Origin of the sequence: Salinimicrobium marinum, assembly GCF_014651535.1 — a bacterium.
GTDB lineage: Bacteria > Bacteroidota > Bacteroidia > Flavobacteriales > Flavobacteriaceae > Salinimicrobium > Salinimicrobium marinum.
This window is the reverse complement of sequence record NZ_BMXB01000008.1, coordinates 140,936-156,633: the sequence shown is the minus strand read 5'-3', so window position 1 is coordinate 156,633 and position 15,698 is coordinate 140,936. Positions and strand designations below refer to the sequence as shown.

8 protein-coding genes are annotated in these 15,698 nt (G+C 38.5%); all 8 read left to right on the top strand.

The annotated features are described in order from the left end of the window. Window positions 1–258 precede the first annotated feature (258 nt). The 8 genes from IE056_RS11335 (at window position 259) to IE056_RS11300 (ending at window position 14,914) form a co-directional block, all read left to right on the top strand. On the top strand, window positions 259–3,018 hold the full coding sequence (locus IE056_RS11335; RefSeq protein WP_229793738.1) for a substrate-binding domain-containing protein: 2,760 nt from the start codon (window positions 259–261) through the stop codon (window positions 3,016–3,018). 213 nt (window positions 3,019–3,231) lie between these two features. Next, entirely contained in the window at window positions 3,232–4,578 is a 1,347-nt protein-coding gene (locus IE056_RS11330) for a sugar porter family MFS transporter (RefSeq protein WP_189604826.1), read from the top strand. A 4-nt stretch (window positions 4,579–4,582) separates the two neighbouring features. Beyond that, entirely contained in the window at window positions 4,583–6,184 is a 1,602-nt protein-coding gene (locus tag IE056_RS11325; protein ID WP_189604825.1) for a glycoside hydrolase family 32 protein, read from the top strand. Window positions 6,185–6,194: 10 nt separating this feature from the next. Continuing rightward, complete coding sequence (locus IE056_RS11320) at window positions 6,195–9,293, top strand: SusC/RagA family TonB-linked outer membrane protein (RefSeq protein WP_189604824.1); 3,099 nt, start codon at window positions 6,195–6,197, stop codon at window positions 9,291–9,293. A gap of 19 nt (window positions 9,294–9,312) precedes the next feature. Then, window positions 9,313–11,007, top strand: a complete 1,695-nt coding sequence (locus tag IE056_RS11315) for a RagB/SusD family nutrient uptake outer membrane protein (protein ID WP_189604823.1) — start codon at window positions 9,313–9,315, stop codon at window positions 11,005–11,007. Between the two features lie 11 nt (window positions 11,008–11,018). After that, window positions 11,019–12,431, top strand: coding sequence for a DUF4960 domain-containing protein (locus IE056_RS11310; RefSeq protein WP_189604822.1), 1,413 nt, complete (start codon window positions 11,019–11,021; stop codon window positions 12,429–12,431). Window positions 12,432–12,447: 16 nt separating this feature from the next. After that, a complete protein-coding gene (locus tag IE056_RS11305) occupies window positions 12,448–13,962 on the top strand; it encodes a glycoside hydrolase family 32 protein (protein ID WP_189604821.1) in 1,515 nt (504 codons plus the stop codon). A gap of 46 nt (window positions 13,963–14,008) precedes the next feature. Next, window positions 14,009–14,914: a carbohydrate kinase family protein gene (locus IE056_RS11300; protein ID WP_189604820.1), complete on the top strand. Its 906-nt coding sequence runs from the start codon at window positions 14,009–14,011 to the stop codon at window positions 14,912–14,914. The last annotated feature ends 784 nt before the right edge of the window (window positions 14,915–15,698 follow it).

The following is a 15,698-nucleotide window of genomic DNA, read 5'->3' as shown; positions in this document are numbered from 1 at the left end:
CTGTATTTTCTGTAGGGTGAGAATAGATGTACCAGCCGATAGCATTTTTCTTACCTTTCAATCCTTTAATATTAAATTTAATATCAGGATCTCTCGGGCTTTTGAGGAGCTTATTCTTACTTTTGTTATTCGGTATTAGTTTATTTTACAGTGAACAGGAGTTATTTATTATTTGTGCGAATAATGAAAATTCAGAATTGGTACCGGTAATACGATCCTGGGAAAAGGTGATTTTCTTTTATTATAATAAATGCGATAGTGAAATACTTTTGTAACCTTATTTGCATCCTCGTCCTATGTTTTCTTTTTGCCTGTGACACAAATAAAGATCGTGAAGGAAACCTCATTGGTTTTTCCCAGGCAATGACAACAGATAACTGGAGAAAAGAAATGAATCGATCTATGATGATCGAAACTTCTTTGCATCCTGAACTTGATCTCAAGGTTTTAGACGCAGCTGGAGATATTGATAAACAAATAGAGGACATAAACCTATTAATTAATCAAAAGGTAGATGTACTGATAGTCTCTCCCATTCAGTCCGCACCTATAACTCCTGTAATAGAAAAGGCTATGCATGCTGGTATACCAACCATTGTGATCGACCGAAAAATAGAAGGGAGTAATTACACAGCGTATGTGGGGGCAAACAATGTTGAGGTAGGAGGAAATGCTGCAAAGTATATTATATCTCATGCGGACCATAAAAAGGGTAATATTATTGAAATTAAAGGGCTGGCGGGATCTTCTCCGGCATATGAACGATCTCTCGGATTCAGAAATATTATTGACAGCCAAACGAACTTAAGGATCATAGGCACAGTTCAGGGCGACTGGGAGAAACCTTCAGTAAAAGAAGGGCTTAAAAAAATTCTTGATTCCACCTCTAATGTAGGTTATATATTTGCTCATAATGATAGAATGGCCCAGGAAGCTCTTGAAGTAGCCAGGGAAAGAGGGCTTGATGATGACATCATTTTTGTGGGAGTGGATGGCTTATATGGTCCAAGCGGGGGAATTCAACTGGTAAGGGAAGGAATACTTTCAGCTACCATTCTTTATCCAACAGGAGGAAGCGAAGCTATACGGCTTGCACAGAATCTTCTTCAAAATGAAGTAGTAGAAAAAAATAATATCCTTAAAACAGTGGTTATAGATTCTGTTAATGTAGATATTATGCAGAACCAGTTTAATAAATTAAACCAGCAGCAGACAGATATTGAAGAACAGCAGGCGATCATTCGGCAACAGATCACCTCCTACAATACTCAAAATAGTTTGATTCAGCTGATGGCTTTTTTGTTATTCCTCCTGTTGGTCCTGGCAATCTATAGTATATATCTCTTAATAAAGGTTAAGCGGGGAAAGAGAAAACTAGAGCTTATTAATAAAAAAATTGTGGTTCAAAGAAATCAGATTGAGAATTTCGCTCAACAATTGAAGGAAACCAATGAGACAAAAATTAATTTTTTTACGGCGTTGTCCCATGAATTCAAGACTCCTCTTACCCTTATTACGAGCTCTGTAGAGTCTTTGACGAAAGCAAAAGACCGAAACCTTGATAATTTTAAATATGAGACAAGGCTTATAATGAATAACTCCAGGAGGTTATTGCGCCTTATTAATGAATTGCTGGATTTCCGGAAACTGGAAACAGGATCTTTTGTAATAAAACCAAGTCGAACAAATATTTATGAGTTTTTACAAACTATTTTTTTTGACTTTAAAACAGAAGCTGCCATACATTCCATTGATATGGAGTTAAAGTGTAAAAATAAGGAAATTGAACTTTATATTGACAGAAATATGATGGACAAGGTCTTTTTCAATTTGCTATCAAACGCTTTAAAATTCACACCGAAAAACGGAAAAATTACAGTACGTATTGAAGAGAGTTCAGATCTTAAAAAAGTCAATATTTACGTGAGGGACTCAGGTATAGGAATTCCTTCAGGGGAACAAGAACATATTTTTGATCCCTTCTTTCAAGCAACAAATAATTTAAAACCTGGTTCAGGAATGGGATTGTACCTTACCAGGCAATTTGTGAAACTTCATCAAGGCACGGTTTCTTTGAGGTCAAAACGAGGTACAGAATTCTGCATTTCCTTATCTAAAGGGACAGAACATCTAAAAGATATTCCCCTTGCTCAGAATACACCTTTAAGATATGAACGATTAGAGACTCATTCTACAGAAACAGTTATTGGAGAGGCAGTGAGTAAAGATCATCCTGCTATTTCGGACAATGAACTGAATATACTTTTAATTGAAGATAATCTTGATTTGGCAAATTTACTTCAGAGGAATTTTCAAAAAGATTATAACCTTCTTCATTCTGACGGGACCTACGCCATGAAGAAAGCTTTTGATATAATACCGGACGCAATAATTTGTGACTTAAACCTCCCGGACAAAAGCGGGTTTGAAATATGTAAAGAATTAAAGAATGATCTTCGAACCTCTCACATTCCTGTTATTATTTTAACCGCCCTTAACGATCAGGAATCAAGGATAAAGGCGTTGCAAAGTGGTGCCGATTTCTATATTACCAAACCATTTAATTTTGAAGTTCTTAAGCAATCGGTGGTTTCTGTAATGTACAACCGCGAGAAACTGAGATACTATTATACCAATAAGATTAATGAAATTGAAGATGATAAGCTCAATACATCTGACCAGGAATTTCTGAACCAATTAAATGAGGCCATTGATAAAAATTTACACGATCAGAAATTTTCTGTAGAGGAACTTTCCAGCATGTTCAATATCTCAAGAGTACATTTGTACAGGAAAGTTAAAGCAATGTTAGGTTTAACGGTGAATGAATACATTAATTCCCAGCGACTGGCGAAAGGAAGGGGTTTACTGGAGGAAACAGATTTAAATGTTTCTGAAATTGCTTATAGTGTTGGTTATTCTTCCCCGGGGTATTTTTCCACTTCCTTTAAAAATAAATATGGTGTAACACCTAAAAAATTCAGAGACTCTAAAGAATCATTAAAAGACTCCCTTTGAAACCAATTGAATGTAACATTATTATACTTTGTGTATCATATTTAAAACTACATCGATATAGTATAAAATTATTAAAATATGTAAATCACTATTGTTTAGTGCTTTAGTAGTAACTCACTTCCCGACTTAACAAAATTATAACCATTTCAGTTATTCCTAAATTACTTCAGATTTATTTCCATTTATCTTAGTTACCGATTCAAAAATGGAAAAATGAACAAAATATTAGCGTGGTCAATAACTGCGGGATTGGCAGGGTTTTTATTCGGATTTGATACTGTTGTTATATCAGGAGCCGACAAATCTCTTCAGGCTGCCTGGGGTACCACAGATGCATTTCATGGTTCGGTCGTAATGGCAATGGCACTCTGGGGAACAGTCATAGGTGCCATTTTTGGAGGTATTCCAACAAATATGTTTGGGAGAAAAAATACTTTATTATTTATAGGAGTGTTATATATCATCTCCGCTCTTGGTTCAGCACTTGCAAATGATCCAATTACTTTTGCCATTTTCAGATTCATTGGAGGACTTGGAGTGGGAGCTTCCACTATTGCAGCGCCTACCTATGTATCCGAGATCGCTCCACAAAAATATCGAGGGCGTCTTGTGTCTCTTTATCAATTCAATATTGTTCTGGGCATACTGGTTGCTTTTTTATCTAATTATTTGTTGAGAAATACGGGAGAGGAACCCTGGAGGTGGATGATGGGCGTGGAAGCCATTCCCGCATTCATTTATACTGCATTTGTATTTTTGGTTCCCCGTAGCCCCAGATGGCTCATATCCAAGGCAAGAGAAGGGGAGGCCCGTAAGATATTGGGTTCAATACATCCAGATGACGAAGTAGAAAACAAGATGATTGAAATTAGAAAGCAATCTGAGTCAAACTTAACAGGGGAACATATTTTTATGAAAAAGTACAGATTTCCGTTGATCCTAGCTTTCCTTGTCGCTTTCTTCAATCAACTTTCTGGCATAAATGCCTTTTTATATTATGCTCCCCGTATTTTTGAAGCAGCCGGTTTAGGTGAAAGTACTGCATTGCTGAGCAGTATCGGAATTGGAGTAGTGAACCTGCTTTTTACGATCCTTGGGGTGGTACTTATTGATAAGCTGGGTCGAAAACTGTTAATGTATATTGGCTCTATAGGTTATATTATTTCCCTTTCCCTGGTGGCTGCATCTTTTTTCCTGAATTGGGGAGGGTTATCTGTGCCAATCTTCCTGTTCCTTTTTATTGCGGCGCATGCAATTGGACAAGGAGCGGTAATTTGGGTTTTCATTTCTGAAATCTTCCCGAATCATCTACGTGCTTCAGGGCAGGCTTTTGGATCTTCCACTCACTGGTTGTTAGCAGCAATCATTCCATCACTGATACCATTTTTGTTTTCAACTATAGGTCCAGCTTACGTATTTGCATTTTTTGCATTTATGATGGTGCTTCAACTACTGTTTGTCATATTCATGATGCCGGAAACTAAAGGAAAGTCTCTCGAGGAATTAAGTGAGGAATTATCTATCAATAAAACACGAAATAAAAAACAACAAACTATCTAACAATATGAAAAAGTATATCTTATTATTACAGATTTCTCTTCTCACGAGTGTAGGTTTGTCTTCTTGCCAGGATAAAGATAAAAAAGGAGCAGCTCCACAAAAAGAAGTGTCACCGGCACAAAGTGAAGAAGAATTTGCATACAGGCCAAATTTCCATTTCACACCGGATTCGGGCTGGATGAATGACCCCAACGGAATGTTCTATCTAGATGGAACATATCATTTATTTTTTCAGCATAATCCCGATGATAATGTATGGGGGCCTATGCACTGGGGCCATGCCACCAGTACCGACCTTATTACATGGGAGGAACAACCCATTGCCCTCGAACCAGATGAACATGGGACAATTTTCTCAGGAAGTGCAGTTGTTGATCATAACAACACTTCGGGTCTTGGGGAAGGGGATATTCCGCCAGTAATAGCCATTTTTACTTATCACGATGCTGAAGCCGAGGCTGCAGGAAGGGATGATTTCCAGACTCAAGGAATTGCATACAGTCTTGACAAGGGGATAACCTGGACCAAATATGATCAGAATCCAGTGCTTGAAAATCCTGGCATCAGGGATTTCAGAGATCCCAAGGTAGAATGGTATGAAGAAGAGCAAAAATGGATTATGTCATTAGCAGTTCAGGATCATATAAGTTTCTATTCCTCACCCAATCTTCTTGAGTGGGAACACGAAAGTGATTTCGGACAGAACCTTGGAGGTCACGGAGGTGTTTGGGAGTGTCCTGATCTTTTTAAAATGACTGTGGAAGAGACAGGTGAAGAGAAATGGGTGCTACTTGTTAGCATAAATCCAGGCGGGCCTAATGGAGGCTCGGCAACCCAATACTTTATTGGCGATTTTGATGGAACAACCTTCACTCCGCATGAATCTATTGCAGAGATTGGGGAAGAACATGACTACTGGATAGATTTTGGGAAAGATAATTATGCCGGTGTTACCTGGTCTAACATCCCGGAATCTGATGGACGTGATATATTTATTGGTTGGATGTCTAACTGGGAATATGCAAATGAAGTTCCTACCGAACAGTGGCGTAGCGCTATGACCGTACCCAGGACCCTTAAATTAAAAAAAGAAGGAGATACCTATAGGATTTTTTCTTCTCCGGTAGAGGAACTGGAACAATATTATTCTGCAGGAGTTGAGCAAAAAGAAATAATAGTTGAGCAGAGTACTCAGATTGCTAGTGAAGATATAAATTTTTCGAAAGCTGCTATAAGTTTTGAAATTCCAAATCTTCAGGAACAACGGTATGAATTCAAACTCGGGAATACTGAAGGAGAAGAATTATTATTTGGCTATTCCGGTAAAGACAAGGAGTTTTTTCTAAACAGAGGGAATTCAGGCCTTACAGAATTTAAAGATGTTTTCGGTAAGAACGTCTCGACCGCACCAAGAACATCCGATGCGGAAACTCTAAAAGTAAAAATAGTCCTTGACAAAACCTCAATAGAAATCTTCTACGATAGGGGAGAAACAGTAATGACAGAAATTTTCTTTCCCAATGAACCCTACCAGACGATAACGGCGGATGGAGAGCAAGATTTTATTATAGAAAATCTTCAGATCAATCAATTAAAAATAAACTAACCCATAACCTATGAATAATAAGTTATTTATATTATTTCTCCTACCCTTTTCTATTTGGGCTCAGGGAATAGACGTATCGGGAACTGTAATTTCCGAAGATGATCAAATGCCTCTACCAGGAGTTTCTATCCAGGTAGAAGGGACAAATGAAGGTGTGGTGACAGATTTTGATGGAAACTATACAATTGAAAATATTGAGCCCGAGGCCATATTGGTATTTAGTTATTTAGGTTTTCAGACTGAAAGAATAGCTGTAAATAATCAAACTACTATCAATGTCTCCCTCACAATGGATGCTCAACAATTGGATGATGTTGTTGTAACGGGGTATACCTCTCAAAGGAGAACCGATATTACAGGTGCAGTTTCGGTGGTAGACATGGATGAGGTAAACAAGCAACCGGAACCAAATCCAGTAAGGGCTCTACAGGGACGGCTTCCCGGTGTGCAAATTACTTCAGACGGTTCACCAAGTGGATCTAATACTCAGGTAGTGATTCGTGGAGTCGGTACTCTTAACAATACAGATCCTTTATATGTAATTGATGGAGTTCCAACCAAGGCTGGAATGCATGAATTGAATCCGAATGACATCGAGTCAATTCAAGTACTGAAAGATGCTTCTTCTGCAAGTATATATGGATCAAGGGCTTCTAACGGAGTTATTATAGTTACTACCAAAAAAGGAAAGGAAGGAAGGATGCAGGTTAACCTTAATACATATGTGTCTGCCTCAACTTATGTTAATAGACAAGAAGTGCTCAATGCAGAACAATATGGTCGCGTTCTGTGGCAGGCACAGGTAAACGATGGTATCGATCCCAATTCCAATAATTTAAGATACCAGTTCGACTGGGATTATAATAATAATGGCGAGGCTGTTCTAACCAATATCATTGTACCGGAATACCTGGATGAGGAACAAACTTTGTTATCCGCAGATACAGACTGGTTTGATGAGATCTCCCAAACAGGCTTTGCGCAATCGTATGATTTATCTGTTTCTAATGGCACCGAAAAAGGAAACTACCTCTTCTCTCTTGGATATTATGACAATAAAGGAATCGTAAAGACAACAGAATTTAATAGAATTTCCGCGAGAATGAATAGTAGCTATAAATTATTTAATGATCGACTGGAAATAGGTGAAAACTTCACCTTTAATAAAACTCACGAGATAGAAAATCCAGGAGTTTTGGACCTTGCCTTAAAAGCATCTCCTATTATTCCTGTTAGAACCGCAGATGGAGAAGGTTGGGGTGGACCAGTTGGAGGGATGAACGATAGGCAGAATCCTGTACGTTTACTGGAATACAATAAAGATAATGGATATCAATATCACCGAATTTTCGGGAATGCCTACGGTGACCTTGAGCTTGTTAAAAATCTCCATATACGAACGAACTTCGGTATTGATTACAGCAATTTTTATCGCCGTTCTCTGCAAAGAAGTTACAGGTCGGGTTATTTGCAAAATAATGAAACTGCAGTAAATATTGAAGATTGGAGAAGTTTGAAGTGGACCTGGTCCAATACAGCTACTTACGAATTTAATGTCGAAAATCATGACTTCAGTTTGTTGGCTGGTACAGAGATGTTCAGAGATGACTATAAAAATATCAATTTAAGAAGGGAGGGTTTTATCCTTGAAACTCCGGAATATATGTATCCGGATGCTGGAAGTGGGGAAGCTTATAACGGTGGGTCTGCCACCTCCTACAGCTTGTTATCTTTCTTTGGAAAAATAGATTATACTTTTGATAGAAAATATCTTTTCTCGGCTACCATACGTCGTGATGGCTCTTCAAGATTTGGAGAAAATAACCGCTTCGGAACTTTTCCCGCCTTTTCTGCAGGTTGGCGTATAAGCGAGGAAGATTTCATTCAGGATAATTACTCATTTTTATCAGATCTGAAACTTCGGCTGGGATGGGGACAAACCGGAAATCAGGAGATAGATAATAATGCTATTTATTCATTATATGTATCAGATTACGCCGGGGGTGATCCTACCTGGGGAACTTCATATGGAACTGCCTACGATCTTTCTGGAGGCGGTTCAGGTTTGTTGCCTTCAGGGTTCAGAGGAATTCAAATAGGGAACGATGACCTAAAATGGGAAACTACTACTCAAACTAATGTAGGGCTTGATTTCGGATTTTTTGGATATAAATTATTTGGAAATATCGAGTATTATTTCAAGGAGACAGAAGATATCCTGGTACTACCTCCATACTTGGGAACAATAGGTGAAGGAGGCAACAGATGGGTGAACGGAGCTTCCATGGAAAATGAAGGCTGGGAATTCGCATTGACTTATCGGGATGAAACCGAAGGGGAGTTCAGCTATGAGCTCTCAGCTAATATTTCTACTAACAGAAACGAAATAACTTATCTGCCACAGGAAGTGCAGAACAACTATGGTGGAGATGGAGGTGAAGATAATATCCTTGGAAGACCTATAAACTCAATGTATGGTTATGTTACCGATGGTTTATTCACCAGTGAGGAGGAGGTAATGAATTCTGCAGAACAAGAGGGGAAAGGTTTAGGTCGGATGCGTTACAGAGATTTGGATGGCGATGGTGTAATTACTGATGATGATCGCACATGGATTGGAATACCACATCCCAATTTTAGCTATGGTTTTAATATTACCCTTGGCTATAAAAATTTTGACTTCACCTCTTTCTGGCAGGGAGTTGGAAATGTAGATGTGATCAATGACCGAAAATTCCAGACAGATTTCTGGAGTGTGGATGATGTGGGATCCAACAAAGGAACCCGTCTTCTCGATGCTTGGTCTCCAGAAAACGTGAATACATCTGTTCCGGCTCTAACCACAATCGACAGTAATGCCGAATCCCGCTTTTCAACTTACTACGTGGAGAATGGCCGATATCTGAAATTGAGAAATCTTCAGGTTGGATATAGCCTTTCAGAAGAACTTCTGGAAAGGATGAATTTTACAAATGCAAGATTTTATGTCAGCGGTCAAAATCTACTAATGATAACTTCTTCTGATTTTACGGGAGTAGATCCTGAAAATGCGGGATGGGGTTATCCTCAGCCACTTACAGTAACTCTGGGATTAAACCTATCACTCTAATAACAATAAACGCTTTATTATGAAGAAAATAAAATATATACTAGGTATAGTTCTTCTAACTTTACTCGCTGCATGTTCAGATTTTCTGGAAGAAGATCCATATGCGGTTCTTTCTGAAGAACAATTGACAACTCCTGAGAATGTAGATGGTTTTGTTACAGCAGCTTATGCAGCATTGGGTAATGATCATTATGATATACCTTTTAGTCTTTGGCCCTATGGAAATGTACGATCTGATGATGCCTACAAAGGTGGAAGTGGAACAAATGATATCCAGGTTTTTCACTTCTTTGAAGTTTCTGAGAACATAAGAACGGATTTTGGCGAACTGGATGCTTTCTGGTACAACAGCTTTATTGCTATTTCACGAGTAAACAAAGCATTGGCTGCCCTTAATCAGATAGATGAGGCTGAATTTCCAGAAAAGCAAACAAGGATATCAGAAATGAGATTTTTAAGAGGACACTTTTATTTTATGCTTAAAATCATGTATAAATACGTTCCTTATATCACAGAAGACATTCCTGTGGAAGAATACGGGAATTATTCAAATCGTGCTTTAAGTAATGATGATTTATGGAATGCCATTGCCGGTGATTTCGAAGCAGCAGCGCAGGGTCTTCCCCTTTCTCAACCTGAAGTTGGAAGGGCAGATGAAACAGCAGCGTATGCATACCTGGCGAAAACACGGCTGTACCAGGCTTTTGAACAGGACGAAGACCATAATGTTGTAAGTGTAAATCAACAAAGATTACAGCAGGTTTTAGATGCAACAGATCATGTTATTGGACAACATCAACTTGAAGTGGATTTTGCTTATAATTTTTTGCCGGGGAGTTTTGAAAATGGACCGGAAGCAGTATTCTCAATTCAATTCTCGAACAACGACGGTACACTTCATGGAAGATTAAATTATTCAGATGTATTGGCAACTCCACAAGGAATTGGATGTTGCGATTTCCATAAACCCAGTCAAAATTTAGTAAATGCCTATAAAGTTAATGAAGAAGGATTACCTCTGTTTTCCGATTATAATGATTCAAACATAGATTTCAATAATTTAAAAGCTTATGACGTAGATCCTCGATTATATCATACTGTAGCAATTCCGGGTCTACCCTGGAAATATGATGAAGAGGATATTTATCAGGAAGATTGGGTTAGGTCTCCAAGTACCTATGGATATACTGCTTCTTTAAAGGAAAATGTAACTGCAGATTCAGAATTCCTTGTCAATATCGATCCTTTTTATGGAAATTCTAAAAATAGAATCGAGATCCGCTATGCTGATGTGCTGTTGATGAGGGCGGAAGCTTTAATTGAACTGGGACGTCACAATGAAGCTCTTCCTTTGATAAACGAAGTGCGGGAAAGAGCAGATCAGAGTACTTCCTTAATTTCCTCTTACGCTACTAATACAGGAGTAAGTCCTTACATAAACGGTCAAAATGTCAACTGGACGCAGGATGTAGCCCGCGAGGCATTGCGTTGGGAACGGAGGTTAGAACTTGCAATGGAAGGAAATCGCTTCTTTGACCTTGTAAGATGGGGAATCGCAGGAGAAACTCTTAACAGATATTACGATGAAGAGGCGGAGGAAATATCCTATTATGAGGGAGCTTCTTTTGATGAAGGCCGGGAAGAATATTTACCCATCCCACAGGCTCAGATAAACTTCAGTCAGGATGTATATTTACAAAATACAGGCTACTAAAACACCAAATTATGATCAACTTTAATAAATTAAAAGGCTTTGCATTATTAGCGGTATTTTTTGGAGCTTTTATTTCATGTTCCTATGATCGGGAAATTGAATCTGCGGCAGCACCGGTAATACCTTCAGTCGATAATCTACAGGTAGAATTGGTTGGGGATACTGCTGTTGTTACCTGGAGCAATCCAACCTACGAAGGAAACCTTAGCACCAGGATCAATTACAACAATGGGGTCGAAAATATAAATGCTCCTGTCAACTCTTTTGAATACGGAATTATAGATGTAAATACAGATTACTTCTTCACCGTGAAGCTTCAGGATGATGAAGGAAATTATTCTTTAGGAGAGACAGTAAACATGTACCGGGAAGGACCTCAGGCCGTAACCAACTTTCGAGGGGTGCAGGATGGGACAAATGTAAACTTAAGCTGGACCTTGCCGCAAGAAAACATTTCCGGTATTCGTCTAAAAATTGATTCGCAGGAGATAACCCTCCCGGCAGATGCCACTTCCTATACTTTTGAAAATGATACCTACAGTACTTATCGCTTTCAACTCAACGCTATGGATGCAGATGGAAATTCATCGCCTTCCAAATATCTAAACTTCACTGTGGGCGCAACCAAAATAGGCTACCTGGGGATTGCACCAAATGTTGCCTCTATCAGTGATGATGATGAAATCGCTTCCGCAAACTGGCTTTTTGAGAACTATCCTGATGCTGAATATATCCAGTTTTCAGATATTGAAGAAGGGCTTGACTTAAGTGAGTTTAGAGTGCTTTGGTGGCATTATGATAATGACACGGATAACGCAACCCTTCCTGCTGAGGCTACAGCCGAAAAGGTAGTATCTGCTATTGCTGAATTCCATAGAAATGGAGGTGGTCTACTTTTGAATACTCATGCAGTGCAGTATCTCTGGACCATTGGCCGTATGGACCCTAATTTCGGGACAGCTATAGGTGCCGGAGGAGGATTTGACAACCCAGACACATGGGGCGTTAATATTAACATTGGCCGGGCTCACGATAAAAGTTCCCATCCTATTTATGAAGGACTAAATTCTACCAATGTTGATGGTCGGAAAGTAATCCCACTTCTTGGCCCCGGATGGAAAGAAGATCATAATTATGTATTTGTTGATCTTCCGGCTTACTATGGTTATGGAAATGCAGATGAAGCTGCCTATACGGCTATAAGTGAAGAAAGTCAAATAAATATGCTGGGCACCTGGGACGGCATTGCAGATTATTTTATGATGGGAATTTTTGAAACCTTGCCAAATGAAGAGTATAAAGGTACCGCAGTTGGAATTGGTCTTGGATCTTTTGAATGGAACCAAAACAATGGAGAAAACACGTTTCAGGAAAACATTGAAGCTATTACAAAAAATGCATTGGATTACTTAAAAGTGCAATAATTTTAAAAATCAGGATATGATCAGGAAAAATAAATATTTACTTATTGTGCTTTCATTAATCCTTTTGGGCTGTACTAAGGAATATGAAGAAAATGAGCCTTCAGTGATTATAGTGGGAGATAGTAATTATAGGCCTACCTACCACTTCACGCCGGAAAAGAATTGGATGAATGATCCCAACGGAATGGTGTATTACAAAGGTGAATATCATTTATTCTTTCAGTACAATCCAGACGACAATGTTTGGGGGCCTATGCACTGGGGGCATGCCGTTAGTGAAGACCTTGTAAACTGGGAGGAACTTCCGGTGGCGTTGTATCCTGATGATCTTGGAAACATATTTTCCGGCAGTGCAGTTGTAGATGAGCATAATACTGCCGGGTTCAAAACGGGAAATGAAGATGTGCTGGTAGCAATATTTACACATCAGAATCCAGAGACGAAAGAACAATACCAGAGCCTTGCATATAGCAATGATATGGGACGTAGCTGGGAAAAGTATGGAGAGAATCCAGTTTTGATCAACGAAGATAAAGATGATTTCAGGGATCCGAAAGTGATCTGGCACGAGGAAACGCAACAATGGGTAATGGTTGTCGCTGCAGGGCAGGAAATTCTGTTTTATTCCTCACCTGATCTTAAGGAGTGGAAGTATCTCCAGAGTTTTGGTCATGGCATGGGAGCCCATGGAGGGGTTTGGGAATGTCCGGACCTTTTTACTGTGCGAAATGAAAATGGACAAGAGCAATGGGCACTACTGGTAAGTATTAATCCGGGAGCACCTAATGGAGGTTCCGGGACTCAGTATTTCCTTGGTGCTTTTGATGGCGAAACTTTTCAAACAAGTCAGACAGAAACTAAATGGCTCGATTATGGCACCGACAATTATGCTGGCGTAACCTGGAGTAATGAACCGAATGACAGAAATTTATTTATTGGATGGATGAGCAATTGGGAGTATGCGCAGGATGTTCCTACAACAGCGTGGAGAAGTGCAATGACTTTGCCACGAACCCTTGAATTATCCGATTCCGGTGATCTGCTTCTAAGTAAGCCTGCTGAAGAGATTAGTTCCGTTTTGGCTTCTCATAATGTCGAATTTAATGCTTCTGAAGTAGAAATACAGGATAATCCGGTTCTAAAAAGCGGGACTTTTCAAATACGCACTACATTAGATTTGTCTGAAGAAAAGTCAGTAGAGCTTTTCTGGGGAAATGGGACGAGCGGAGTGTCAATTCATTTTGATAAGACTACTTCAGAAATTCTTATAGACAGAAGTGATGCTGGTTATAATTTTAAAAATATGAATAATAACGATCTAGTCGTTCCATACATTTTACCGGAAAGCAATGAGTTAGAATTGGAAATTTGGGTAGATAAATCTTCAGTGGAGGTTTTTGTAAATGGAGGAGAGAGGGTGATTACATTCCTTATATTTCCTAATACTCCATTTGATGATTTTAAGATTCGATCAAATTCTGGAGAAGAGTTTGTTCGTTCTTTAAGTATTCTACCAGTCTCAAAAGATTAAGTCAGGACTTTAAAGTTCTATCAGAAGAAAAAATCAGTATAAAAGAATGGCAAATTTAAAAGCAGTTTGTTTTGGAGAAATACTTTACGATGTATTTCCGGATGAGGAAAGAATAGGCGGAGCACCTTTGAACGTTGCTTCCCGGCTTAGCAGCCTGGGTGTGCAGACGAGTATGATAAGTAAAACTGGAGCTGATCCCAAGGGTGAGGAGATTATTTCCTACTTGGAGCGTAATAAAGTCGACACCTCAAATGTAAATAGGGACAGCAGGTATCCAACAGGTGTGGTAAAGGTAACTTTATCTCAAAGTGGTTCTGCAAGTTATGAAATTGCTTATCCTTCTGCGTGGGATAAAATTGAACTACAAGAGGAACAATTTAAGGTTGTGGAAAATGCGGATATTTTTATTTTCGGAAGTCTTGTTTGCCGGGATGAAGTTAGTCGGAACACTTTATTTGAACTTCTGAAGAAAGCTAAATACAGAGTCTTGGATTTCAATCTCCGGCCTCCACATTACAAAAAAGAATTACTACTGGACCTGCTTCAAAATGCTGATTTTATAAAATTTAATGATGATGAATTGTTCGAGATAGCAGAAATGTTAGATTCGCCATACAATTCTCTTGAACAGAACCTCCATTTTATTGCGACACGTACTTCTGCAAAAACAATCTGCATCACTAAAGGAAGGCATGGAGCAGTTTTGTGGCGAGATAGACAATTATTTTACAATAGTGGCTTTAAAGTCAAAGTTAAGGACACTGTAGGGGCTGGAGATTCTTTTATGGCAGCTCTTTTAGCCAATCTTCTGCAAGGAGAAAAACCTCAAACGGCTCTAGATTATGCCTGTGCAGTAGGAGCGTTGGTTGCCGGAGAAAAAGGCGCCAATCCAGATTTGGAACCTATCGAAGTTCGGAAGTTTATTTATGCGCCTGGATTTTTTATGAAATAGATCAAATGGTCTGATATTTATACCTGATCTACTATCGTTTGATTTTGTTTACATTAAAATAGTAGTCGATATATCAACTAACACTGCTTAAATTTAATTGATCCTAAAGAAAATGGAAAATTAAATTTTTCTATAGATACCGAAATCGGGAGTGTGAAAATTCCTACTTGAGAACCCACTAGAATCAGACACTTCCAGAGTGATTCTAGTCTTGCAAAAACCCTAATAACTATAGATTCTGAAATTTTAAGATTTTAAATAGTTTGTACGAGGATAAGATAAATAACCACCATTCGGGGAGAAGCTTTCGGGTCAGGGTTGAGATAGTTCTCTAAATTTTTAAGTAAGCTAGAATTAAGATCCACAATAGATATTTTGTTTTCTTCCTTTTGCTTTAGGTATTTATTCCTATTTATTCCCAAATATTATTTTCTATTAAAATCTCTTTTAAACTCGAGAGATTCATTTTATCGAGCATAATAACTCCAGTGTTTGACTGTAATGTTAACTTGCTTATAATAGTTCGCAAATAAAGGAAAAGAATTGCAATTGAATTGAGGTGAAAAAAGTCAGGATTTTCTTCAAGTTTTAATTTATCTGAAACTCGCTCAAAACATTGAGGTGGCTTAACTTTAATAACGTGAGAAGTTACATGACTTCTATACTTATATTGAATCTGTAAGTAAGGAAGAGATTTATATATTCCATACAATTTTCCTTTATATAATTAATGGATTCCATCTAAACTTTTTTCAATAAGATGATAGTCTCTTCACTCAAATCT